General features: G+C 43.7%; 21 protein-coding genes and 1 tRNA gene. 15 read left to right on the forward strand and 7 right to left on the reverse strand.

The features are described 5' to 3' along the window. The first annotated feature begins 123 nt into the window (after window positions 1-123). Window positions 124-1746 carry an ABC-F family ATP-binding cassette domain-containing protein gene (locus tag ACFS5N_RS06460; RefSeq protein ID WP_377183434.1) on the forward strand — a complete coding sequence of 541 codons (1623 nt, stop codon included), beginning with the start codon at window positions 124-126 and terminating at the stop codon, window positions 1744-1746. A gap of 27 nt (window positions 1747-1773) precedes the next feature. Here the strand turns inward: ACFS5N_RS06460 and ACFS5N_RS06465 are convergent, their stop codons facing one another. Next, on the reverse strand, window positions 1774-3219 hold the full coding sequence (locus ACFS5N_RS06465; RefSeq protein ID WP_377183435.1) for a family 43 glycosylhydrolase: 1446 nt from the start codon (window positions 3217-3219) through the stop codon (window positions 1774-1776). A 103-nt stretch (window positions 3220-3322) separates the two neighbouring features. On the opposite strand from ACFS5N_RS06465, the gene ACFS5N_RS06470 reads away from it, so the two are divergent. Together ACFS5N_RS06470 and ACFS5N_RS06475 are read left to right on the forward strand one after the other, a co-directional pair. After that, on the forward strand, window positions 3323-4594 hold the full coding sequence (locus tag ACFS5N_RS06470; protein ID WP_377183437.1) for an FG-GAP repeat domain-containing protein: 1272 nt from the start codon (window positions 3323-3325) through the stop codon (window positions 4592-4594). A 44-nt stretch (window positions 4595-4638) separates the two neighbouring features. Next, window positions 4639-4714, forward strand: a tRNA-Lys gene (locus tag ACFS5N_RS06475). A 146-nt stretch (window positions 4715-4860) separates the two neighbouring features. Here ACFS5N_RS06475 and ACFS5N_RS06480 read toward each other — a convergent pair. Beyond that, window positions 4861-6096 (reverse strand): cation:proton antiporter, encoded by a 1236-nt coding sequence (locus ACFS5N_RS06480; protein ID WP_377183439.1) that lies wholly within the window; start codon window positions 6094-6096, stop codon window positions 4861-4863. 403 nt (window positions 6097-6499) lie between these two features. Here ACFS5N_RS06480 and ACFS5N_RS06485 point away from each other — a divergent pair, with 403 nt between their 5' ends. From ACFS5N_RS06485 to ACFS5N_RS06520, 8 genes are all read left to right on the forward strand, one after another. Next, the gene (locus tag ACFS5N_RS06485) at window positions 6500-7345 is read left to right on the forward strand and encodes a 3-keto-disaccharide hydrolase (RefSeq protein ID WP_377183440.1); all 846 of its coding nucleotides are present in this window, start codon (window positions 6500-6502) and stop codon (window positions 7343-7345) included. 365 nt (window positions 7346-7710) lie between these two features. After that, complete coding sequence (locus ACFS5N_RS06490; RefSeq protein ID WP_377183441.1) at window positions 7711-8793, forward strand: hypothetical protein; 1083 nt, start codon at window positions 7711-7713, stop codon at window positions 8791-8793. 373 nt (window positions 8794-9166) lie between these two features. After that, window positions 9167-9874: a 3'-5' exonuclease gene (locus ACFS5N_RS06495; RefSeq protein ID WP_377183443.1), complete on the forward strand. Its 708-nt coding sequence runs from the start codon at window positions 9167-9169 to the stop codon at window positions 9872-9874. Further along, window positions 9874-11565 (forward strand): ABC transporter ATP-binding protein, encoded by a 1692-nt coding sequence (locus tag ACFS5N_RS06500; protein ID WP_377183445.1) that lies wholly within the window; start codon window positions 9874-9876, stop codon window positions 11563-11565. Before ACFS5N_RS06495 ends, ACFS5N_RS06500 begins: the two co-directional genes overlap by 1 nt. 57 nt (window positions 11566-11622) lie before the next feature. After that, entirely contained in the window at window positions 11623-13761 is a 2139-nt protein-coding gene (rnr, locus tag ACFS5N_RS06505) for a ribonuclease R (protein ID WP_377183447.1), read from the forward strand. A gap of 75 nt (window positions 13762-13836) precedes the next feature. Then, window positions 13837-14811 carry a polyprenyl synthetase family protein gene (locus tag ACFS5N_RS06510; RefSeq protein WP_377183449.1) on the forward strand — a complete coding sequence of 325 codons (975 nt, stop codon included), beginning with the start codon at window positions 13837-13839 and terminating at the stop codon, window positions 14809-14811. Window positions 14812-14940: 129 nt separating this feature from the next. Beyond that, window positions 14941-16473, forward strand: coding sequence for a hypothetical protein (locus ACFS5N_RS06515; RefSeq protein ID WP_377183451.1), 1533 nt, complete (start codon window positions 14941-14943; stop codon window positions 16471-16473). Between the two features lie 70 nt (window positions 16474-16543). Next, a complete protein-coding gene (locus ACFS5N_RS06520) occupies window positions 16544-18859 on the forward strand; it encodes a GH92 family glycosyl hydrolase (protein WP_377183453.1) in 2316 nt (771 codons plus the stop codon). Between the two features lie 170 nt (window positions 18860-19029). On the opposite strand, the gene rpmA is transcribed toward ACFS5N_RS06520, so the two are convergent. From rpmA to ACFS5N_RS06540, 4 genes are all read right to left on the reverse strand, one after another. Further along, window positions 19030-19476, reverse strand: a complete 447-nt coding sequence (gene rpmA, locus ACFS5N_RS06525) for a 50S ribosomal protein L27 (protein WP_377183455.1) — start codon at window positions 19474-19476, stop codon at window positions 19030-19032. 52 nt (window positions 19477-19528) lie between these two features. Further along, a complete protein-coding gene (gene rplU, locus ACFS5N_RS06530) occupies window positions 19529-19837 on the reverse strand; it encodes a 50S ribosomal protein L21 (RefSeq protein WP_377183457.1) in 309 nt (102 codons plus the stop codon). A gap of 74 nt (window positions 19838-19911) precedes the next feature. Continuing rightward, window positions 19912-20418, reverse strand: coding sequence for a hypothetical protein (locus ACFS5N_RS06535; RefSeq protein WP_377183458.1), 507 nt, complete (start codon window positions 20416-20418; stop codon window positions 19912-19914). 22 nt (window positions 20419-20440) lie between these two features. Next, complete coding sequence (locus ACFS5N_RS06540; protein ID WP_377183459.1) at window positions 20441-21844, reverse strand: dicarboxylate/amino acid:cation symporter; 1404 nt, start codon at window positions 21842-21844, stop codon at window positions 20441-20443. A 54-nt stretch (window positions 21845-21898) separates the two neighbouring features. On the opposite strand from ACFS5N_RS06540, the gene ACFS5N_RS06545 reads away from it, so the two are divergent. The 3 genes from ACFS5N_RS06545 to ACFS5N_RS06555 are packed head-to-tail and all read left to right on the forward strand — an operon-like array spanning window position 21899 to window position 23547. Continuing rightward, on the forward strand, window positions 21899-22426 hold the full coding sequence (locus ACFS5N_RS06545) for a hypothetical protein (protein WP_377183461.1): 528 nt from the start codon (window positions 21899-21901) through the stop codon (window positions 22424-22426). 46 nt (window positions 22427-22472) lie between these two features. Then, on the forward strand, window positions 22473-22970 hold the full coding sequence (locus ACFS5N_RS06550; protein ID WP_377183462.1) for an RNA polymerase sigma factor: 498 nt from the start codon (window positions 22473-22475) through the stop codon (window positions 22968-22970). After that, window positions 22957-23547, forward strand: coding sequence for a hypothetical protein (locus tag ACFS5N_RS06555; RefSeq protein WP_377183463.1), 591 nt, complete (start codon window positions 22957-22959; stop codon window positions 23545-23547). The genes ACFS5N_RS06550 and ACFS5N_RS06555 overlap by 14 nt, the downstream gene beginning before the upstream one ends. Window positions 23548-23701: 154 nt before the next feature. On the opposite strand, the gene ACFS5N_RS06560 is transcribed toward ACFS5N_RS06555, so the two are convergent. Further along, window positions 23702-24412, reverse strand: coding sequence for a hypothetical protein (locus ACFS5N_RS06560; protein ID WP_377183464.1), 711 nt, complete (start codon window positions 24410-24412; stop codon window positions 23702-23704). Between the two features lie 31 nt (window positions 24413-24443). Between ACFS5N_RS06560 and ACFS5N_RS06565 the strand changes: the two genes are divergently transcribed. Continuing rightward, window positions 24444-25172: a hypothetical protein gene (locus tag ACFS5N_RS06565; RefSeq protein WP_377183465.1), complete on the forward strand. Its 729-nt coding sequence runs from the start codon at window positions 24444-24446 to the stop codon at window positions 25170-25172. Window positions 25173-25226: the final 54 nt, after the last annotated feature.

Raw genomic sequence — 25226 nt, forward strand, 5'->3', positions numbered from 1 at the left:
ATAACGATTAGTTCTGTACAAATACTCTAATAACTAATCTTCAATCTTTAATATCTAATCTTCAATAACCAATCTTTAATCCCACTCAAAAACCCTACCTTTGCGCCAAATTCAAGGTGCAGCATGATTAATGTATCAAATCTAACTTTACGCTATGGTAAGCGTACTTTATTTGAAGATGTTAACTTAAAATTTACCCAGGGCAACTGCTATGGCATTATAGGTGCCAACGGTGCGGGTAAATCAACATTTTTAAAAATTCTTTCGGGCGAGGTTGACGCGACAAGCGGCTCAGTAGCATTTACTCCCGGCGAGCGTATGGCGGTGTTAAGCCAGAACCACTATGCTTTTGACGAGTTTACTGTGCTGGAGACCGTGATGATGGGTCACAAAGAGATGTATGCGGTAATGAAGGAAAAAGACGCCATCTACTTAAAAGAAGATTTTACCGATGCTGATGGCGAGCGCGCCGGCGAGCTGGAAAACCTTTTTGCCGAAATGGATGGCTGGAACGCTGAGAGCAATGCCGCTACCCTGTTGAGCAACTTAGGTATTAAGGAAGAATTTCACTATCAACTGGTAAAAGACCTGGACAATACCCAGAAAGTACGCGTGTTATTGGCACAAGCGCTTTTTGGGAACCCGGACATACTGATCCTCGACGAGCCTACCAATGATTTGGACATCCATACGGTGAGCTGGTTAGAAGATTTCCTGGCGGGATATGAAGCTATTGTATTAGTGGTATCGCACGACCGTCACTTCCTGGATGCAGTTTGTACACACATAGTGGACATCGACTTTGGTAAGATGACCATCTTTACCGGTAACTATACGTTCTGGTACGAATCGAGCCAGTTGGCTTTGAAACAACGTGCCGATCAGAATAAAAAGGCCGAAGAACGTGTTAAAGAGTTACAGGAGTTCATCCGCAGATTTAGCGCTAACGCTTCGAAATCAAAACAGGCAACCAGCCGTAAAAAAGCATTGGATAAGATCAACCTGGACGAGATCCAGCCATCGAACCGTAAATACCCGGGTATTATATTCAACAACCAGGGCCGTGAAGCAGGCGACCAGATCTTACAGATTGAAGGCCTGACTAAAACACTGAACGGCGAGGTGTTATTCAAGGACATCAACCTGATGGTAAATAAAGGCGACAAGATTGCTATCATCTCAAATAATAGCTTGGCGACTACCGCTTTCTACAACATCCTTACGGGCCGTGATAAAGATTTTAAAGGTGAGTTTAAATGGGGCGTTACCATCAACTATGCTGACATCCCGATTGACTCGACCGAATACTTTGAAGGTAAAAACGACAATCTGATCGACTGGTTACGAGAGTACTCTCCGGGCGAAAAAGATGATCAGTTTATCCGTGGCTTTTTGGGTAGAATGCTGTTCTCGGGCGAAGAAGTATTGAAGAAAAGCTCGGTACTTTCAGGGGGCGAAAAGATGCGTTGTATGTTTAGCCGTATGATGTTGCAATCGGCCAACTTGTTGATGTTTGACGAGCCAACCAACCACCTGGATCTGGAATCAATAACCGCGTTGAACAATGGCATGAAAGATTTCCGCGGTACTATCCTGTTTACTTCGCGAGATCACGAATTGGTTGAAACCGTAGCTAACCGCATTGTGGAACTTACCCCAGGCGGCGTAATTGACAAGCTGATGAGCTATGACGAATATATCAACAGCGATGCTATCGAAAAACTAAAAGAAGAACGTTACGCCTAAGTAACGCTGATAGATATAGTAAACCGTTTAACGGTTTACTATATCTATCTTATATAAAAATGCAGGTTCCGGGCTTTCCATTGTCGCCCTGTCATATTCCAAACCATAACATCCTGTTGAAGAAGCCGAACTTATGCTTATGGTGTAAGTTTTTCCTGCTGTCACTTTTATCTCGGGATGCAATACCAGATTTTTAGGCGACCAGCTTAGTTTTTCAGATTTTATTTTGAAGGTCTTTAATGGCTGATCATTTCCTTCGGCCGATATACTTACCTGTAATTCAGCATCGGGATAAGCCGATTTAAAAGCGGAGATACGCAAAGCGGTAAGCAACCCGGTTTTAGTAGCTTTGAATGTACCGGTGCGTTTTTGAGTTGAATTGATATCGCAACCGGGCGCATAATTTAAAGCTGAGGCCTTGCCTTTTTTTGCCGATGATGGAATAGCCGCCGTATTATCACATTCGATAGGTTTAATGGAGCCATCTGCGTTGAATTTTAAAGGCGCCCAATAGTAATTGGCAAGCGATTCGTTTTTAGCGGCATTGTTCCATAAATCGCTTCCAAATAAAAATACGTCACCGCTTTTAAGTTTAATAGATGATACGAATGATGGCTGTCCACCGCAGGAGTTGTCGCTTATCTTAACCCCTTCAGACCACGGCCCCAACGGCGATGTGGCCGCACGATAGGAAGTGCCCGTGCCACCGCAATAACCGCAATTTGGATCAGAATACACCAGGTAATAAATACCTTTTCGCTTAAACAGCGCCGGGGCCTCCGTACTTGATTTAGTGACAGCCTGAATAACCTTGCCGGTACCTGTTAGGTAATCGTCGCTTAATTGTTCAATGGCAATGGCACCCTTGGCATGCCAGTCGGTATAAGCCAGGTAAGCTTTGCCATCGTCGTCAACAAATGTGTCATGATCACCATTATTGAGGCCCGCTACGGCGGCATCGCTATTTACGGCTAAATGAGGTTCGGCCTGTTCAATAAAAGGTCCGACAGGCGATTCACTGGTAAATACGCGGTACCCTACCCTGTTGTCATAAACGTTGATCCAAAGCACATAACGTTTAGTCTTTTTATTATAAATAACATGCGGACGGAAACAGCCATAAGTATTACCATTGCAACGGGTTTGCCAAACTGGTGTACTGGCGTCAAATAATTGCCCCCAGTCGGTCCAGTTTACCAGATCTTTTGATGTATAAACCTCAAAACCGCAGAACGGCGCATCTTTATGCCCCCACTCAAAACCACAGCCATAGCTGGTGCCGTACAAATAATAAGTGCCATTAAAATAGGCAATTTCGCCATCGTGAGCGTCTATGGCATCGCCTAACTTACCAAAGCGTGTAACCTGCTGCCCCTTGCTGTTAAAATTGGTAAGCGTTTGTGCTTTTAATGATAACGGAATTATACAGGCAAAAGCCAGCACATAGATAAATAGTTTTTTAATGGTCGTCATAGCAGGCTTGATTGGTTTATGCACCCGGGCAGGTTGTAAATATACCGATACAGATTAATTTATAGGATGCGCTTTTCTATATTGCATGGCCAATCAACCGTTTATGAAAAAAAATGTACTTGCTTTAATTGCGTTAACCATCGCAGAACAGGCTTTTGCTCAGACACCTGTTTTTAAACGTATAGTAATTGATAGTACAATACAATATAACTCGCACAAGCCAAAGGTATTAAGTAAGTTTTCAAAAGATAAATATAATGATGTAGGCACACTGAATAATCAGGGTTTTAAGCTGTATCGGTATACAGAAAATTGGAAACCTTATGTTATCTTCTCCCCCGGCGCTTCCCAAGGTTTTGAGGATGCACAAGTGGCTGACATTAACGGCGATGGTTGGAACGACATCATCATGGGCGGCTGGAGCAACCATACCCTTTGGGCCGAAAACCCGATGGGTCAGGGTAACGACCCCTATAAAAACACCTGGATTATTCATACTATCGACAAAACAAGATTTTCGCACGAGGTTTGCATCGCAGATTTAAACGCAGATGGCAAACCGGATGTGATAACCACCAGTGGCTTATATATCCAGGGTGCAACTGCTGATAGTTGGATATTTGTAAACATAGGCCGCAGTGGTCAGGGAACTTTTGCTGTAAATATGTTAAACAATAAGGATGGTTATGCCGATGTCGTGGGTTTATATCGTACGGAAACTGAAAACCAGATAGCCTGGTTTGAGAATCCCGGACACAAAGGCGGCGACCCCATTAAAGATAAATGGCAGCCTCACGTTATTGATCCATATCCCGGCGATTTATCAAATCCACAAATGACTACGATGGCGTTTAACTGCGGAGACATTAACAGCGACGGCCGCACAGACCTGGTTTGTGCCAGTCAGGGCGAAGGCCCGGGCCCGGGCGATAGTAACCAGCAGGTAGGCGACGGTCTGGTTTGGTATGAGGCGCCAGCAGACCCACGTAATGGGGGATGGATAAAACATGTGATAAATCCCGCTATAGCCTGGATACACGCCTCTTCCCTGCAGCTGGCAGATTTTGACGGTGACGGTCACCTTGATATTAACTACGCCCAGCAAGACCAAAGCAAAGACCGTAAAGATGGCAGCAACATCAAACAGCAACTGGGCATTTATTACAACATTGATGGTAACGGAAAAACATGGGGTAGCCAAATCATCAGCAGGTATAAAGAATATGGGGCGGGTGGTTTCAACTCAAAGGTCGGTTTGATTGGTAACGACAAGCTGCCAAGCATTTTTACCGCGCTGCACGGTTACTTTGGCGATGCCAACCCGGTGTTTTTGTGGCGCAACCGGTCAGCTAAAAATCATAGCCGGAAAAAGTAATTGGCAATTGGCGATATTACTGTATATTTGACATTCATCAACCCGACTCCGTAGCTCAGCTGGTAGAGCAAATGACTCTTAATCATTGGGTCGAGAGTTCGAATCTCTCCGGGGTCACCAGAATCAACCGCATATTTTCATGCTGTAGATTTTACAACTTTGATAATGCCAGGTTTAACACTAAATCTGGCATTATTATTTAAACAAGAATTTACAGTAAACTTTATCGCCAACAAACTGATCCAATATTTAAATTAAACCTTTGGCTATGCTTTCTTAAGCAATCTGCGGGTTATACTACCAATGCTTAAGCCCTGTACCAGGATAGAAAACACCACGATGATATAGGTCATGAGTACAAATGTATCGCGGTGCATTTCTGGTCGCAATGATAAAGCCAGTGCTACGGATAGCCCGCCCTTAAGGCCGCCCCAGGTCAGGATGGCGATAGCGTTTCGCTCAAAACGGACCTTGCGTCGCAGTAAGGTAACCGGCAGAGCCACCGAGATCCAACGCGACAGCAGCATCACCGCTATAGCCGCCAGGCCAATGATAAGCACTACCGGCTCAATCTTTAGTACCACCATCTCCAGGCCCACCAGCATAAATAATACAGCATTCAATATCTCATCTACCAACTCCCAAAACTTGCCCAGGTAATCCCAGCTGATATCTGAAAGACCATCGCGGCGGGACTTGTTACCGGTGATCAATCCCGCAACTACCATGGCCAACGGGCCTGATATGCCTAAGATATCGGCCAACCAGTAACCGCCGATAACTAAAGCCAGCGTGATCAGAACTTCCACTTTGTAATCATCTACCGAACGTAATAGCCAAAAGCCTAAATAACCTAGCAATGCGCCAAATGCCAAACCGCCGCCGGCTTCGCGTAAAAAAAGTTCGGTAAAAGTTATCAAAGAAAAGCTGCCGGAGTGAGCGGTCTCTGTCAATGTAACGAACAGCACAACACTTACGCCGTCATTAAATAACGACTCGCCGGATATTTTGAGCTCCAACGACTTCGGGATACGAGCTTCTTTGAGTATGCTTAATACAGCCACCGGATCTGTTGGCGATATTACGGTTCCAAAGATCAGACAATAAATCAAAGGAACAGGGTACCCAAATAAGCCAAACAGAAGCCAGCTTAAGCCTCCAACCAGTGCAGCCGAGATAATGGTTCCAAACAACGCAAGTACGCTAACAGGTAGGCTTTCTTTACGCAGCTTTTTGCCGTCCAGATGGATGGCTCCTGCAAAGAGCAGAAAGCTTAACATAAAGTTCAGCAGTACCTTTCTAAAGTCGATATGATACGCAAGTTGCGCTAACCTGTCAAGCGGCAACCAGTTTAATCCGCGAAGTAATACCAGGGCTACCGATAAACCCAGTGACAAGACCATAATACCGATAGCGGGCGGCCATTTGATAAACCTGTAATTAATATAGGCGCAGGCTGCGGTGAGCACTACAACAATGGCTAAAATAGCTTCAACGTTCACAATGCAAGATACAAATTAGCTTTATTTCATCGAAGGAAATACAATGCGACTATTCCGCGACACCACTACAGGCCAGACAGCAGCAAAAAGTAACGACTTTGTAGCTTAATCCATGAAACAACTGTTTCAGAAAATATGAAACACTTTGAAACACCTTTTTTACATAAATAACTGTTAATGAATAATTTAACACTTGATAGTGAAACACTTTGAAACAGTAGCATTAGTTTAATAACATAAGTAAAGCATTGTTAAATAGTCATTTATGTCATTTTTAATATTTTAAGCAAAATGCAGTGAAACAGTCGAAATGAAACACTCTATTCAAATGAGTGATATGTTTAAACCCACTTCATTGCGTTTACGTTTTAGTTTATATCTTTAGCTAACCAATTAACCTGCTATGCGTTATAAACTTTCTGTTGCTGTCTTATTGAGTGGCCTCTTGCTGAGCTTCACTGTCAGATCAACCAAGTGGCAGTCGCTTTTTAACGGCAAAGATTTAAAGGGATGGGATTCATACCTCGGTCCAGATCTTGATGACAATGGCAAAGCTATCACAACAGAACCGCTGGGTTTAAACAATGACCCGCGACATGTATTTACTGTTATAAAAGAAGATGGTGAAAGTGCCATTCGTATTTCTGGCGATGGCTGGGGCGCCATCATCAGCCAAAATGAATATGAAAACTACCATTTAAGACTGCAGTTTAAGTGGGGTAAGCTATTATGGGGACAGAAAAAGAAAGGCAACCGTAAAGACAGTGGTTTACTATATCATTCTGTGGGCCCGTATGGAGCCGATTACGGCGCCTGGATGCGTGGACAGGAATTTCAGGTTGAAGAGGGTAATTGCGGTGATTATTGGGGTTGCGCAGGCGGCACTGCAGATATCCCGGCTCATGCCCTGCCAAATGCCGATCCGGTTTACGATGCGCAAGCTACGCTGTTGCATTTTGCCGAAGGTGCTAGATACGGGCGCCATTGCAGTAAGCAGGGCGCCAACTATGAATATCCGGCAGGGCAATGGAATACGCTTGACTTATACTGCCATGGCGATACCAGCATTCACGTCGTAAACGGGCATCTGGCCATGATTCTTTACCATAACAGTCAGACGTATAAAGGCGTGGCTACACCGATGACTAAAGGAAAGATACAATTGCAATCAGAAGGCGGAGAGGTATTTTACAGGAAGATCGAGATACAGCATATTGACAGACTGCCGGCCGAGTTGTTAAAACAGTAGGCCCTTGCATTCTTACAATCTTGCGATTATCACTGGTCTTAATAAAACTAAACCCAGACTCCCATGTCATGCTGAACCTGTTTCAGCATCCCACACACCAAGTAACACGTTTCTGTTATAATGAGGTGTTGAAATAAGCTGGCTTGACAAAAAATACAAAGTCATCGCAATCGTTTCCGTATTTAATCGCTAAAATTCTGCGCAATCGTTACCGCGTCTGGTTTCTTGTATAAAATTTGTGGTATCCCTGGCATTTCCAGCGGTTTACGGCTTTATATCAAACCTTCAAATTTTTATAATAGCCACAAATATTTCTATAATTACCGGTGTTTTTAAACCAAAACATCAAACCCAACTTATTGACGATGAAAAATTTGAGAAGCTTTTCGTTTGCCTTATTGGCAATTGCAGTACTGCCGGCTTTCGCTCAAAAAAAGGGCAAAACCAATGCTACACCCTGTATGGATGTACTTAAGCTTTTTACTGCACCTAACGTACCGGCTATGGCGCCCGAAGAAGAACCTGCTGATTTAATCAATTCGACGGAAGAGACACCGTCAAACCTGCCGGGAAAGGGTTTGGCGCAGCACACAATGCTTTATGTTGGCGAAAACTGCAACCGTATGTCATTGGTAAACGACGGTAAAGTAATCTGGACCTACCAAACCGGAAAAGGCCCTGAATATGATGACGTTTGGATGCTATCTAACGGCAATATCATGTTTACGCGCATGAAATACATTGCGGTAATTACGCCCGGTAAAAAAATAATCTGGAAAATGGACTTTAAAGTACCGCAGGGCGAAGACCATGCCGAGGTACATACCTGCCAACCCATTGGTTTGGATAAAGTAATGTTTGTGGTAAATGCTGTGCATCCACAATTGTACATTGTTAACTATAAAACGGGCAAAATAGAGGTTCAACATGAGGTGCCTTATCAAGGCGCCGATTCAAGAGGAATACATGGTCAGTTCAGGCGGGCACGCCTGACTGCGAAGGGCACTTACCTGATTTCTTACCTAAGCCAGGGGCGTGTGGTAGAATACGATAGGGATTTCAAAGAAATATGGAGTTACAATACACCAAAACCATGGGCGGCAATACGCTTAAAAAACGGTAATACCTTAATTACAGATGAAACGGAGTGGGTAACCAAAGAAGTAAACAGCAAAGGCGAAACTGTTTGGGCATTTAACTGTAAAACCGATCTGCCGGCCCAATATCAATTTACCTCTGCCCCGCAAACCTGTACCCGTTTAGCTAATGGCAATACCATATTCACGTCGCGCGGACAGAACGGCAAGGGACCGCAATTGATTGAAGTAACCCATGATAAAAAAGTAGTTTGGGTACTACATGACTATCAGCATGTTGGCGACGGTACGGCTCTACAGGTATTGGACGACCCGGGCGTGCCAGAAATACCGGGAGAATCGGAACATTAAATACCCCTATCTTAATAATGGCCCGTGCAGTTAAGTTTGCCGGGCTTTTTTTGTTCATGGCTTATTAAACATCTTCATAAAACCATTTTTTCATATCAGCATGGTGCCTCATTTGGCGTTTGTTGCAATTGATACAGGTGCGTCGAAATTTGCTCCTGTTAACCCACTCATGCCAGCCCAAAAGGCAGCAAAGTTTATTAAAGTATTTCAGTAATGGCATGTAACAAAGTATAGTTAACTATTAATACTTCGGGCCGTGTACCAGGTTCGTTGGGTTGGTTTAAACTATTAAATGAAGAGGAGGCATTGTCACTACCCTGTCAGCGCTCTGCAAAAATTGTTCGAATACACTGTATATAGCTATATTAGCTGTATGCTTGAACAATATGACCTGGGCCAGCTTATGGTACTGGATATCGAAACCGTGCCTCAGTATGCGACACACGCCGAAGTGCCCGAACATTTACAAAAGCTTTGGGACCTGAAAACCCAACGTCTTCGCAAAGAAGAAACCGCCGAAGAGTTTTATGAAAGTGCAGGCATTTGGGCTGAGTTTGGTAAGATCATTTGTATTTCGGTAGGGATTTTCACCAACGCTTCGCCAAAAGGGTTGCGTATAAAATCATTTGCCGGGCATGATGAGAAAGAACTGCTGGAGAAATTTTCGCACATGCTGGCGGGCCAGCCACCCAGCTTAATTTTGTGCGCACATAACGGCAAGGAGTTTGATTTCCCGTACCTGTGCCGCCGGATGCTTATTAACGGCCTAAAATTACCCGGTCAGCTTGAAATATCAGGCAAAAAGCCATGGGAAATTAATCACCTGGATACTATGGAGCTTTGGAAGTTTGGCGATTATAAAAGCTTCACATCGTTAAGTTTGCTAACCGCAATATTTAATATTCCTACCCCAAAAGACGATATAGATGGCAGCATGGTGGCCTCAGTTTATTGGAAAGACAACCAACTGGAACGAATATGCACCTATTGCCAAAAAGACGTTGTGGCCACCGCGCAGCTAATCAGGCGCTATCGTGGCGAGGAACTTATTGAGGACGAAAACATCACTATTGTAGGTTAATGCTCACTGTTAACAACCTAAATATTCAGTTTAAAACACCGGGCGGCTTTTTTGAAGCAGTACAGGACGTTTCATTTGCCTTAACTAAGGGTGAAACGGTAGGCATAGTGGGCGAATCGGGTTCAGGAAAATCAGTTACCTCGTTAGCCTTGATGCGTTTACTGGATAAAAACACTTCGGTTATACAGGGCAAGGTAACAATGGGCGATATTAATATCCTTGATTTGCCTGAAGACAAAATGCGCGCCTTTCGTGGTAATAAAATTGCCATGATCTTCCAGGAACCCATGACCTCATTGAACCCGGTGTTAACCTGCGGCTTTCAGGTTGCAGAGGCTATACAATTGCACCTGGGCGTCTCAAAACAAGAAGCACGGGCACAAACTATCAATTTGTTTAAAGAGGTACAGCTTCCGCGGCCTGAAAATATTTTTGATAGTTATCCCCATCAAATATCAGGCGGGCAAAAACAGCGCGTAATGATAGCTATGGCATTGTCATGCAACCCTGATATACTGATAGCTGACGAGCCTACCACCGCACTTGACGTTACCGTACAAAAGACAATAATCGAGCTGTTAAAAAAACTCAAGGCAGACCGCGGCATGAGCCTGATCTTTATTTCGCACGATTTAGGGGTGATCAATGAAATAGCCGACCGCGTACTGGTGATGTACAAGGGCGAAGTTGTTGAACAAGGCGATGTAAAACAAATTTTTAGGCATCCGCATCATCCTTACACCAAAGGCTTGCTGGCCTGCAGGCCCTCTGTAAAACTACGGTTAAAGAAACTCCCTGTTATCGCCGATTTTATTAACGGCGGCGAGAGTATTGAAAATATCCGCAAAGACTACGCATATACTAAAGCTGAACTTAGTAACCGGCAAAACAATATATACAGCCAGCAACCAATATTAACGGTCAATAATTTAAGTACATGGTTCCCGGTGGATAATGGTATTTTTGGAAAGCCGACAAATGTAATCAAGGCAGTAAACGACGTAAGCTTTGAAGTTTATCCCGGCGAAACATTAGGATTGGTTGGCGAATCGGGATGCGGCAAAACCACGCTTGGACGCAGCATTTTAAGATTAATTGAGCCCACCGCCGGCAGCATAAACTTTCAGGGCACAGACTTGCGTAAGTTAAGTAAATCAGCTATGCGCGAGATGCGTCGTGATATTCAGATCATTTTTCAGGACCCTTACTCCTCTTTGAATCCGAGGTTAACAGTCGGGCAATCGCTCATGGAGCCTTTGCAGGTGCACCGGCTTTGCCATAACGACACGCAACGTAAAAGGCATGTGCTGGCACTGATGGAACGTGTTAATCTTTCCGCCGAACATTTTGACCGTTATCCGCACGAGTTTTCAGGCGGCCAGCGGCAGCGAATTGTAATAGCCCGAGCTTTGGCGCTGCAACCTAAATTTATTATTTGCGACGAGTCGGTTTCAGCTCTCGATGTTTCCGTGCAGGCGCAGGTATTGAATCTTATTCGCGAACTGCAGCAGGAACTAAATCTTACCTACATTTTCATTTCGCATGATCTGTCGGTCATTAAACATATATCAGACCGCATGATGATGATGAACAAGGGGCAGATTGTTGAAATGGGCGATCCTGAGCAAATTTACCATCATCCGCAGCAAGAATATACCCGCCGGCTCATTGAGGCGATACCCCAGTTTTAACTGCGGGGGCTATTTTTGCGAACATATTCCCGTATCTTCGTACAAATACGATTATCTATGTCAAGAAAGAAGAAAAAAGGCCCATCCATAAACCAGGTGCTCACGCAAATGGTGCTTGATGTGTTTGAGCACGGCGGCAATCAGCCGCTTAACTACAAACAGGTATGTGCCAAACTAAATATACAAGACCCTGAAGCGCGCGAGACTATACTCGAAATATTGGAAGAGGAAGCTTTTAAGCAAGTACTTAAACAGGTTTCGCCGGGCAAATTTCAACTTATCGAACTTAAAACCTTTATGGAGGGGATTGTCGATATGACGGCCGATGGCTCGGCTTTCATAGTTACCGACGATCCGGACGAAAATGATATTTATGTAGCCCCACGTAAATTACGCACCGCATTAAATGGCGACCGCGTTAAAGTATATGTTTATGCCAAAACTAAAGGCCGGCGTAAAGAGGGCGAGATCATCGAGATACTGAAGCGTGCTAAAACTGAATTTACCGGTATCGTTAAATTATCCGCGCATTACGCGTTTTTCATTCCTGATGACCGGAAGATGATGCACGATATCTTTATACCGATAGAGGCTTTAAATGGCGCCAGGAATGGCATTAAAGCCGTCGCCGAGATTACCGACTGGCCGGCAGAGGCCAAGAACCCAGTCGGGCGCATCAAGCATATCCTGGGTGTACAGGGCGAAAATGATACGGAAATGAACGCCATCCTGGCTGAATACGGTTTTCCGCTTGAATTTCCGGTTGAGGTTGAACGCGAGGCCGAAGCAATCCCCGTAGACATCACCCGGGAAGAAATTGCCAAACGCCGTGATTGGCGCGACATCACCACTTTTACTATCGACCCATTTGACGCTAAAGATTTTGACGACGCTTTATCTTTCAGGATACTGGAAAATGGAAATTACGAGGTGGGCGTGCACATTGCCGATGTATCCCATTATATACTCCCGGACTCCGTTTTAGATAAGGAAGCATTTGACCGCGGTACCTCTGTCTACCTGGTCGACCGGGTAATACCCATGTTGCCTGAGCGTTTATCGAACGGCCTGTGCTCATTGCGCCCAAACGAAGACAAGCTTTGCTTTGCCGCCATATTTGAGCTGGATGAAAAAGCCAACATCATTAATGAGTGGTTTGGCAAAACAGTAATTCACTCAAACCGCCGTTTTACTTACGAAGAAGTTCAGCAAGTAATTGAAACCAAAGAGGGCGATTACCGGGACGAGATACTGAAGTTAAACGAATTAGCTTATATACTGCGCGATCGTAAATTTAAAGCCGGCGCAATCAGCTTTGAAACTACTGAAGTTAAGTTTAAACTTGACGAGCATGGCAAGCCCACTGGCGTTTATGTAAAAGAACGTAAAGACGCGCATAAACTGATTGAAGACTTTATGTTGCTGGCCAATCGCAAGGTAGCTGAACACGTGAGCAAAATGGGTAAAGGTAAACACAAGTACACCTTTGTTTACCGTACGCACGACTCGCCAAAGCCCGATGCCTTAAATAACTTTGCACAGTTCGCTTCGAGGTTTGGGTACAAGATCAATACTAAGTCTGACAAAGAAATTGCCCGTTCATTAAACTTCCTGATGGAAGATGTGGAGGGTAAGAAAGAGCAGAACGTATTAACGCACCTGGCCATACGCTCAATGGCGAAAGCAATTTATACTACCAAAAGCAGCAGCCATTACGGTTTAGCTTTTGACCATTATACACACTTTACCTCGCCTATCCGCCGCTACCCGGATGTGATGGTGCATAGACTCCTCGAACATTATTTACACGGCGGGCAATCAGTCAATGCAGAGCATTATGAAAAAATGTGTCAGCATGCCTCGCAGATGGAAAAACGCGCGGCCGATGCCGAACGCGCCTCCGTTAAATATAAACAGGCTGAGTTTCTGCAAGATCAGATTGGTCATATTTACAGCGGCGTAATTTCAGGTGTTACCGAGTGGGGAATGTATGTCGAGATCATTGAAAATAAATGCGAAGGTATGATCAGACTGCGTGATATCTCTGATGATTTTTATACTTTAGATGAGAAAAATTACCAGATTATAGGTCAGCGTAAAAAGAGAGTGTACCGTTTAGGTGATGAAGTAAAGATCCGCGTAAAAAACGTCGATCTGGCAAAAAAACAAATTGATTTTTCGTTAGTACAAGAATAGAACAAAGTTGATTAGGTTGGATTGAATTGATTGATTAACCACTCACTTATTCGACCCAATCAACACATACCACACATGAGAGAACTACAAAAGCTGCAGCTATTAATCGATAATGCCGTTACCGAGCTCCAATTTTCGCCCTACCCGGCCGAACTGTATGAGCCGATCTACTATATACTTAGCATGGGCGGTAAGCGTATGCGCCCCGCCCTGCTGCTCATGGCCTGCGATTTGTTTGGCGGCGATGTTGAGAAAGCGGTACCTCCTGCCCTCGCAATCGAGGTGTTCCATAACTTCACGCTGATGCATGATGATATTATGGATAAAGCACCGCTTCGCCGTGGTAAAACTACCGTACATGAGCGTTGGAATCAAAACGCAGCCATTCTGTCGGGCGATGTGATGCTGATTGAAGGCTACAAGCTGATGATGCAGGTTGAAGACAGATTATTGCGCACCATTCTGAATGTTTTTAACGATACCGCAGTGGGCGTTTGCGAAGGCCAGCAGCTTGATATGGATTTTGAGATACGCAACGATGTCAAGATCGATGAGTACATCTATATGATCCGTTTGAAAACCGCGGTTGTATTAGGCGGCGCTTTAAAAATAGGTTCGCTCTTAGGTGGTGCTGAAATGAAGGACGCCGAACTAATTGCCGAGTTTGGTGAAAATTTAGGTTTGGCATTTCAGCTACAGGATGATATTTTGGACGTTTACGGTTCACCCGAAAAATTTGGTAAACAAGTTGGCGGCGATATCATCTCCAACAAAAAAACCTATTTGTTGCTAAAATCGCTTGAACTGGCTAATGTGGAACAATCGACCGAGCTGAATAAATGGATTAATGCCGGGAGCTTCGACAACCAGCAAAAAGTGGAAGCGGTAACTGGCATCTATAATGCTGTTGGCGTAAAACAACATGCAGAAGACACCATGCATGCTTATGCCGACAAAGCTTTTGAAGCATTGGAAAAACTAAATCTGCCTGAAGAAAACAAGCAATACCTGCGCGGTTTTGCCGATAGCTTGATGGTAAGAGAGTATTAGTCATAACTTTTTTTTGCGCTTTCCGGACGGAGCTTAATAACATTTAGTATCAGCTTTTTTACAGCCGTAAGATTGCCATATCTCGATAATAATCAGCATATTTAGGTAATCCAATTAAACCTGAATATTATGAAAGCTGATCAACTGTCGCCGGGCAATAGCGCCGCGGGCAATTATTCACGTCGTGTGTTTTTAAAAAACAGCGCTGTGCTCAGTTTGGCCGTTGCCGGCAGTCCTTTACTCAAATTGTCAGGGGCAGCACCCGCAAAGGAATACATTAATGGCCTGCAAGTTGGCATGGCTTCGTTTGCCGACGAGGGCGTGGATACCGTTTTAGACGTGCTGCAAAAACGGGGCGCTATCAATACCATTTTCCTGAATACTTTTACTTATGGTGATGGCTTATCAGGCCGTCAGGTACCTGGGCAACCTTTTCCTGATCACGGGCCACAGGAAGCTGATAAAAACTATCATGGCGGCAACTACGCCATCCCTCATGCTAAATACTATCAAAACACCATTTTAAAAGATACGCGTTCGCCCGAGTATGGTAACCGTGACTTGGTAGCCGAAGTAATTAAGGGCGCGCACAAACGCGGCATGAAGGTTTATGCCACTATCGAAGACCAATGGCGTGACGATGTGCCCGGCATAGATCAATGCAAGGAAGTTGATTTGATGGGCCGTAAAGCCAGAACAACCTGTTTATTTAACCCAAATGTTCGTGCATTCTGGACAGACCTGGCTACAGATACCTGCGCCAGCTATGATTTGGATGGTATAGTATTCTTTAACGAGCGCAACGGCCCGCTACTGAATGCATTAGGCGCCAGTCATTTAATGGGGGCGGTTGATCCGTCGCGCTCTACCTGCTTTTGCGAATATCATCAGACGGCGGCCAAAGCCAAAGGCATCAGTTTTGAACGTACTAAAGCAGGCTATTTAAAACTGGATGAGTTTGCCAAAGCCTGTAAGGCCGACCAGCGCCCGAGCGACGGCTACTATGTAGAGTTTCAACGCATCATGCTGGAATACCCTGAGATTGTTGCCTGGGACAAATTGTTTGATTTTGGTAAACATCAAATCGTGGACGATGTAAATAAGGCAGTCAAAGCGCTAAATAAGAAGCAATTGGTGGGCTTACATATTGAGCATATCAATTCCTTCAATCCTTTTTTTCGGGCAACCCGCGACTATGAAGATCTGGCCGGGAGAGTTGATTTCCTGAAGATCGTAGTTTACAATAACTGCGGGGGCGAGCGTTATCAGCATTTTATCCGCAATATCCATTCTACTATATTTAAGGATATCCCGTTAGAAGAATTGATGCGCTTCAATAATCACCTGTTAGGCTATAGCGTAAGCGAGGCGGCCTACGACGATTTGCCGAAGGCGGGCCTATCGCCAGATTATGTTTACCGCGAAACGCAACGCGCACTTAATGGTGTAAAGGGCAAATGTTTAATTCTTCCCGGTATTGATATCGGCATTCCGGTAGGGAAAAACAGCCGTAAGCAATCACCCGATGATGTGTATCAAGCTACCATGGCCGCTTATAAAGCCGGCGCCAATGGGGTCATCATCTCCAGAAAATATTCTGAAATGAATTTGAGTTTAATTGATGCTGCAGGGCGTGCTATACGTGAAGCAACTAAGGGATAACAACATTTATAGATACACAATTTTGCAGGCTTTGACTTGATTAAATGCGTGATTAAAGAATTTTACATCAATGAAAGAAGAAAATAAAGACGGCTTGTCGCGCCGCAAATTTATGCAGGCGGGTGGTTTAATTGCGGCAGCAGCAGCTATACCAACGCAATTAAAAGCATCTGCAGATAACGTTAATGGCACAGCGCCCGTTGTTGCGCCCGAAGCTGACTTTTTAGAATACATCGATCCCTTTATTGGTAACATAGCTCCGCTGTTAAACACCAACCGCCCCGTGGTACATTTGCCCAATCAGATGGTCCGTACACACCCGCGCAGGCAGGACTATCTGGACGACCAGATCACCGGGTTTCCATTACTGTCATTGAATGTCATCACGCCTCAAACCATATTTTCGGTTCGCCCGGCTAAGGGTAAATTAGATAACTCCTCATGGTATGACCGGCTAACTTACGATCATGACATGGAGATCTGCCGCCCGTGGTACTATTCAACCATGCTGATTGAGAAAGGGATTCGCGTTGAAAATACCGTAGGCAAAAAAGGTGGTATTTACCGGTTTACTTTCCCTAAAGGCGTGAAGAAAAACATACTACTTACTCACTGTTACGATAACGGGGTTTACGATATCGGCAATGATAATGCTGTTAGCGGAACGGAGTTTGTAAACGATGCCATACATGCGCAAAAAGGCAAGGCATATATGTATGGCACTTTTTCGGGCAAACCGGTAACTGCTAAAACCGAAGGTGATAAAGATTGGGGTAAGTACACCGTGCAGGGTGCTTTGGCAACACCTAAAATGATGAATGGGCAAAAAATTTCAGCAACCTACTCAGAATCTCACCCAGATCAGGTAGAGTTTAAATTTGCGGTATCATTTGTTAGTGTGGAGCAGGCTAAAGAGAATTATGAGAAAGAGATAGCCGGTGTAACATTCAATCAGCTGGCGGAGAAAGGCAAAGCCGTATGGAAAAAGACAATCAACCAGATAAAAGTTGAAGGTGGCACGGTGAGCCAGCGGCGCACTTTTTACACTGCCTTATACCGCAGCTATGTGCGTATGGTAGATATTAACGAATATGGTAAGTACTACAGCGGTTATGATGACAAAGTACACAATGATAAACGCGCTATGTATACCGAAGACTATACCTGGGGCGATTATATTGCCCAGCATCCGTTGCGTGCGCTGCTGAACCCTGAGCAGGAAGGCGATATGCTTCAATCATACATAAACATGTATGAGCAAAGCGGCTGGATGCCCGAGTATCCTAAAGTTTATGGCGACAGACCCGGCATGTTTGGTTTTTATTCGGCGGTAATGTTTCTGGATGGGTACCGTAAAGGTATCCGCAACTTTGACGCAAAGAAAGCCTTGGAAGGTATGCTTAAAAACGCGGAGCAGGCGACCATGCTGGCCTCAACCAATGGCCCTAAGGGAGCGCTGGAAGACTTTTATCACGAAAAAGGCTACTACCCTGCCCTGCGCATCGGTGAGGCTGAAACCGATCCGTTTGCTGCCAAACATCATAGCGCACGATCAGCAGTGGCAGTGACTTTAGCAGCGAGTTATAACGATTGGGCGGTTGCGCATTTAGCTAAAGAGCTAGGTAATGATGAGGTTTATAAACGTTACCTGCCTAAAACTCAAAACTACCAAAACTTGTGGAGTAAAGAAAAAATGCTCTTTATGCCGAAGGATGATAAAGGCGAGTGGGTAGATATTGATCCTAAAATGCAGGGACAGCCATACTATAACGAAAACAATGGCTACACCTATAAATGGAACGTACAGCACGACATACCGGGCTTAATTGAACTGATGGGCGGTCAGGATAAATTTGAGGCCGAGCTGGATCAGCTTTTTCGGGAAGGATTAGGTACCAGCCGTGCTGCGTTTTTAAACAAATTCCCGGACATGACTTCGCTGATCGGCCAGTTTTCGATGGGTAATCAGTGTTCGTTCCAGATACCATATCTGTTCAATTACACCAAAAACCCATGGAAGACGCAGAAATGGACAAGGTTTATATTGGACGTTTACTTTAAGGACAATGTTTTAGGCGTGGCCGGCGATGAAGATGGCGGCTCAATGTCCTCGGTAGTTGTTTTTGCCTCGATGGGCTTCTTTCCGGTACAGCCTGGTTTGCCAGAGTATACCATAACCAGCCCGGTGTTTAGTAAGGTCAGCATCGATCTGCATAATGGTAAAACGTTTACTTTGATTGCCAAAGGCGCTTCAAAAACCAAAAAGTATATTCAGTTGGCAACTATGAATGGAAAAAAGCTGGATAAACTATGGTTCTCGCACAACGATCTGATTAATGGCGGTACTTTGGTTTTGGAGATGGGCGATATGCCGATACAGGCGTAGGTCCCCCTCCCCAAAAAACAGGAGTCACCCTGAGCTTGTCGAAGGGCGCGGGTTAGCCTTTGCCCACATGCTTCGACTGGCTCAGCATGACACCCTTCTTCTTGAATATATACCAACAAAAAAGCCCGCATCATCGATACGGGCTTCTATATTTTGAGCGCCAATCTTGATTATTCAGCAGCTTCTGTTGCTTCTTCAGCGTCAGCAGCTTTCTTTTTAGGAGCAGCTTTCTTTGCTTTTGGAGCTTCTTCTGCAGCAGGAGCAGCAGCTTCTACAGCAACTTCTGGTGCTTTCTCAGCAACTGGTTTAGCAGCTGCTTTAGCTTTTGGAGCCGGAGCAGCGTCTTCAACTACCGGAGCAGTTTCGAAAGGAAGAACAGAAACGTATGAACGGTTGTCTGCTTTCTTTTTGAATACTACCTGACCAGAGATCAAAGCGAATAATGTATGGTCTTTACCGATACCTACGTTAAGGCCCGGATTGTGTTTGGTACCACGCTGACGAACGATGATGTTACCTGCAATAGCCGGCTGACCACCAAAAATCTTGATACCTAAACGTTTGCTATGCGATTCGCGGCCGTTTCGTGAACTACCGGCCCCTTTCTTGTGTGCCATTCTTTTATATTTTTATGACCAGCCAAAAGCCAATCGTTTTAAAAATCAATTATTATAAAGTGATACCAGTGATCTCGATCTTGGTAAATTGCTGACGGTGACCGTTTTTCTTTTTGTAACCTTTTCTTCTTTTCTTTTTGAAAACAATTACTTTATCACCTTTCAAATGAGACACGATCTTAGCTGATACTTTAGCGCCTTTCAAATCAGTACCTAATTTGAATTTACCTTCGTTTTCTGCTAACAACACATTGTCAAATTCAATACTAGCGCCCTCGTCACCTTGTAGTCTGTGTACAAAGATCTGCTGGTCTTTAGCAACTTTAAATTGCTGTCCTGCTATACTTACTATTGCGTACATGGTTTGTTAATTATGTTTGTTTAAAAATTCGAGGTGCAAATATAGGTAATACATTTGCATTATGCAACAGGCTTTTATTTTTTCTGATTGATCTCTTCCTGGTTCAAAACCTGCATAATCTCCTTGATCAGGCCCTGATTGGCGTCAATTAAGCGCTGGTCGCCCACGAAGTTACTATCGTAAACTACTTTTTTACTTTTGCGCTTGTATTTATATTCGATAATGTAACGCACCGGCTGCTCCTCACCTTTTTTTACACTATCACCGGTTTCATCTTCCGGAAAATCCCAAAAACCAAGATCGGCGGCTTTGCGGTGCAGATAAAGCAAATCTTTATCATTTAAGCGCAAATGCATTTTTACCAGCGAGTCGCGGTTATTTAAATACTGATAATTACCGCTCTTTGATTCAAACTTATTCAGCATACTATCGCGGTTACCGTATTGAATACTCATCGATTCAAACTCCGTGAATTTATACGGAGCATTCTTTAACATGTGATGATAGTAATACAAACAGTAAAACAAAAACGGCAAAATAACGCTCAGTGCCAGGAATATTCTTTTCGATCTTGAAATCATGGATTTATAATTATTACATTAACTAGTTATTCAATTCCGTAGGAGAATAATTACCCGCTGTTAATTCTCCCTCCCATTTACTTACAACAGCGGTAGCCATAGCATTGCCCAAAACGTTGGTCGCCGAGCGCCCCATGTCCAGCAGCGGATCTATGCCGATTAATAAAGCCAAACCGGCTTCGGGAATATTAAACATGGCAATTGTCCCGGCTATCACAACTAACGAAGCCCGTGGCACACCGGCGATACCTTTGCTGGTTAACATTAATGTTAACAACATAGTTAACTGCTGTGCGAATGAGAGATGTATATTGTATGACTGCGCCAGAAATAATGATGCAAAAGTCATATACATCATCGAGCCGTCCAGGTTAAATGAATAGCCCAGCGGCAATACAAAACTTACTATTTTGTTGCTGCAACCAAAGCGTTCCATTTCAATCAGTACTCTTGGATACGCGGCTTCGCTGGTTGATGTTCCAAAAGCCACTAGTATAGCATCTTTTATATTAGCTAATAACCTGAATACACGATTTTTTAAAACAACAAAACCAGCTAAAACTACTACCAGCCACAATAGTATCAGTGAAAAATAAAATTCGCCGATGAAAACAGCGTAAGTAGACAGAATGCCTATGCCTTGTTTGGCAACTATAGCCGTAATTGCTCCAAATACTGCCAGAGGCGCCAGCATCATAACATATCCTGTTATTTTAAGGATAACGTGTGCAATGGCATCAAAAGCTTTAATGACGATCTCGCCTTTTTCGCCGATGGAGGCAGTAGCAACGCCAAAGAATAAAGCAAATACAACGATCTGCAATATCTCGTTGTTGGCCATCGACTCGAAAAAGCTTTTTGGAAATACGTGGCTGATAAAGTCTTTTAGCGACAAGGCCGCCTTTTGTATATCTGTTCCTAAATGGCTGTCGGGCAGCATGAGGTGCATTTCGCGGCCGGGCTCAAAAAAGTTGACCATCAGCATGCCTATCAGCAGAGACACTATGGTAGCGCTTAAAAACCACAGCAGGGTTTTGCCCCCTATGCGCCCTACAGCTTTGATATCGCCAACCTTGGCTACCCCCACAACCAGCGTTGTAAATACCAGTGGCCCGACTATCATTTTGATCAACCGTAAAAAAACATCACTCAAAATGCTGAAATATTCTACTTTGTCCTCGCGGATGACATCGTTGGTTTTGCGGATTTTAGCCTGGGCAACACGTTGCGTTTTAAGGTCTTTATATAGTTGCGAACTGGTATCTTTAAGTTCAACCAGTTTATTATCAAGCGCCTTGATGCTGGTTTCGGCGGCATTAATTTTGTTATTGTAAGTTGAAACAACAGTTACATTATATACGTATCCAACAATAACACCCAGAACAAGTGCAATAAAAATAAAAACCGTAAGCTTGTTCTTTTGCATAACAGCGCGAAGCTACGACTATTTACTATTTTGCTGAAAATATAAATTATAAACATGAGCACAGCCAACTACGGCTTACAGGACATTAAGAAAGAACTACAGCATTTACCGGGCCTGCAGATAGCCGATCTGTGCTTACGATTGGCACGGCATAAAAAGGAAAATAAAGAACTGCTGGCCTATCTGCTGTTTGAATCCAACAACCAGGCAGATTTCATAGAAAAGGTAAAAGCCGAAGCCGGTTTTATGTTTAGCCAGTTGCCGGTGCGCAGTTACGAGGCGGCTAAATATCTGCGTAAAATATTAAGGCTCATTGGTAAGTATGTTAAGTTCATTGCTTCGAAAGAAGCTGAGATTGATTTACTGCTGAACTTTTGCAGCAACTACATACAATATGCCGACAGGAAGACTTCCTATAAACCATTACGTTTAATATTGATCCGCCAGGTCGAAAAAATTCGCACCGCTGTAGGCAAACTTCATGAAGACTTGCAGATGGACTTTGCGAACGAATACAACGCTATGCTGAATGAGGCCGAAAAAAAACTAAGCTGGTTTAACAAAAGCAGTTATTTATTGTAACAATGCGGCTATATTAGCGTCTCAATACAAAAACTTACCTATTACTGTGGCGCATAAGGAAATTGTCTTTAAACAAATTTTTGAAGCTAATTCAAAAAAGATTTTCCATTTGTGCTATGGTTACACAGGCGATGACGATGCTGCGAACGACCTGCTGCAAGAAACATTTTTAAAAGTCTGGCAAAATCTGGATAAGTTCAGAAATCAGGCTATGATATCTACGTGGATTTACCGTATTGCGGTAAACACCTGTTTAACTTATCTTAGATCAGAAAAGCGCCAGGCCAAAGACGAGCTTACCCCTCAGATTGCCGAAACCAAAATGGAAGAAGTTTCGGAAAAAAATGAGCAGGTGGCTATGCTTTATAAATGTATTGCTAAGTTGGAGGAGTCTGAAAGAATTATTATAACCATGGTGCTTGATGAGGTGCCATACCCGGAGATAGCTGATATCTCTGGTATATCTGAAGGGAATTTGAGGGTGAAAATACATCGCATTAAACAAAAATTGACAGAGCTGTACAATCAATATGAAAGACTTTGATCATATAATGTCGGTTTGGCAAGACCAGCCAAAAAAGGATCAGCTTTCTGTAGATGATGTGCTGAAACAAGTAAAAAAAGGGGTTAACAGCCTAAGCAGGAAGCTGTTTTGGAATATTACCATAATGGGCATCACCCTATCGGGGATACTGGCCGTAATGCTGTTTTTTGTATTTAATGCCTGGCAAACGTATCTGGGTATTGTTATTATATTAGCCACCGTGCTGTTATCGTTACTGGTGATGCTAAGAGATTACCGCATCATCAGCAAACATGATATAACCATAAACCCGGCGGCTTATCTTCAAGATCTGAAGGAATACCAAAGAAATCGCTCAAAATTATACGGACGCCTATATTACATTTACGTGCTGATGATGAGCACCGGACTATTTCTATATTTTATGGAGGTACTACAAAGCTCGTCTACCATGTTTAAAGTGGTTTCGTATACCGTGTATGTAGCTTTTATATTATTCTCAACCTTTTATATCAGAAGACAATTTGTCAAGAACGAGCAGGAAAAGCTTAACCTGATCATAGACAGGCTGACGCGCTTGCAAAACCAGTTTGATTAGTTACCTGGTTAATTTAGTTTGCCGGCTACATCACTTTCTATACCGGCAAACTCTTGTGATAGGGTTTATTTCGAATGCAATCAAAAATAATTCTTATTTAATTGATATACAAAACCTTAACAGAAGTTAACATAAGCGTTAATTTATGTTAAAATCAATAACCGGCAGCCGCCCAAAACATCAGGTAAGTTTTTGACAAATTCTTTATCCGTATTTGCTTAAGTACATGTTTTAAAGTTGGGTGTATATTCAAGGCATCAATATTATGATGATCGGGCTCAGTTCGTGAACCTTTATTACTCCATTTTGGCAGATCATGAACCACGTAGCTAAGGTCGGGGTCGTTATCTGGTATATCATTTGCCCAATCGGGCACGGTAAAATTTTTAACTTCTGCACTGTCGTTGTAAATTAATTCAACCTTTAATTCTGACTTACCGTATGCGCTGGTAAAGCACAGATACATGTTTTTGTATCTGCCGGTAAGCACATCAATGGTTGTAGTACCGGTATCCAGTAACCTGGCCTGGTAGCCCATTGCATCCTCATTGCTATAATGAAGCAAAATAGCCGGGTGATGACTGTTGCCGGGAATCAACGGATCGTCAGGCAATGCCTTAGAGCCAACCTCGCCGTTAAATTTAGCTGCCGAGGCTGTCAGGTAGCCATTCTCGCGGTCCACTCCTTTCGTCCAGTGCACCAGCATCCCACTGCTTAGCGTAGTTACCGGCCGGGCATTTAATAAATGGCCCACATCAATTTGAAAAGCGCCTCTGTCGGTTTTGGTTGTGTAACTTGAGTTAACCAAAAAGCCGGTGGCCAAAGCGCCACCTATTAAATATTTTAAGGTTGATTTAGATTGCATAATATAAAGGTAAATATTTATTTTGTGTGGCATGCAAGCCCGATCCTATCTCAATTTACCCAACATAACGCTGGCAATAAGCCTCGGTTTATACCTGGTGTCGTTAACCCAACAGGGTTACTGTATTTCAGGAGCTTGTGGCGATCATTGGATAGGAGCTTATTTAGTAGCGATGGGCGCTATAGGTGGTATCATGAGCATTGCCGGCTTAGCGTGGTATGCCAACCCTGCTTTGTGGGCAGCCTGGTCGCAGGTTAACAAGCACCCTAAGCGGGCTATGATATTTAGCCTGATTGGCACCCTGCTTGCTGCTTCATTTTTACTTGCCACTAAAATATCCGACATCAAACCCAATACTGTTTCTTACATCACAGGCTATCAGGCAGGTTATTGGTTATGGCTGGCCAGTATGGGTGTTATGTTGATTGGAAGCGCCATAAGTTATCTGATGGGCCGGAAACAGGGAGTAAACAGTGGACGATTGATACTGATACAGGTTGACTTCAACGATCGCTACCCGGGCGGCGTTAAGTTAAACACCCGCAAAGACGTGTATCGCTATAAAAAAACAAAGATTAAACTGCACTACGGCATCAAGGCTATACTTTGGGATGAAGATTATGATGATAAAAAGCGTGACGATTTGGCCGTAGAGGCATTCATTTACTTCAACCCAACCGAAAAAAGCTGGGTTGCCCGGTTTAATTTTGAAGACCTGCTACATGAATCGCAGCGTGAAAAACCGTTACTGGATAATTGATATCCGACAGCTATAAATCATTCCTCATTTTTTATATTTTTGCATGGGTTTGAA

This window comes from Mucilaginibacter ximonensis (assembly GCF_042686265.1).
Classification (GTDB): Bacteria; Bacteroidota; Bacteroidia; order Sphingobacteriales; family Sphingobacteriaceae; genus Mucilaginibacter; species Mucilaginibacter ximonensis.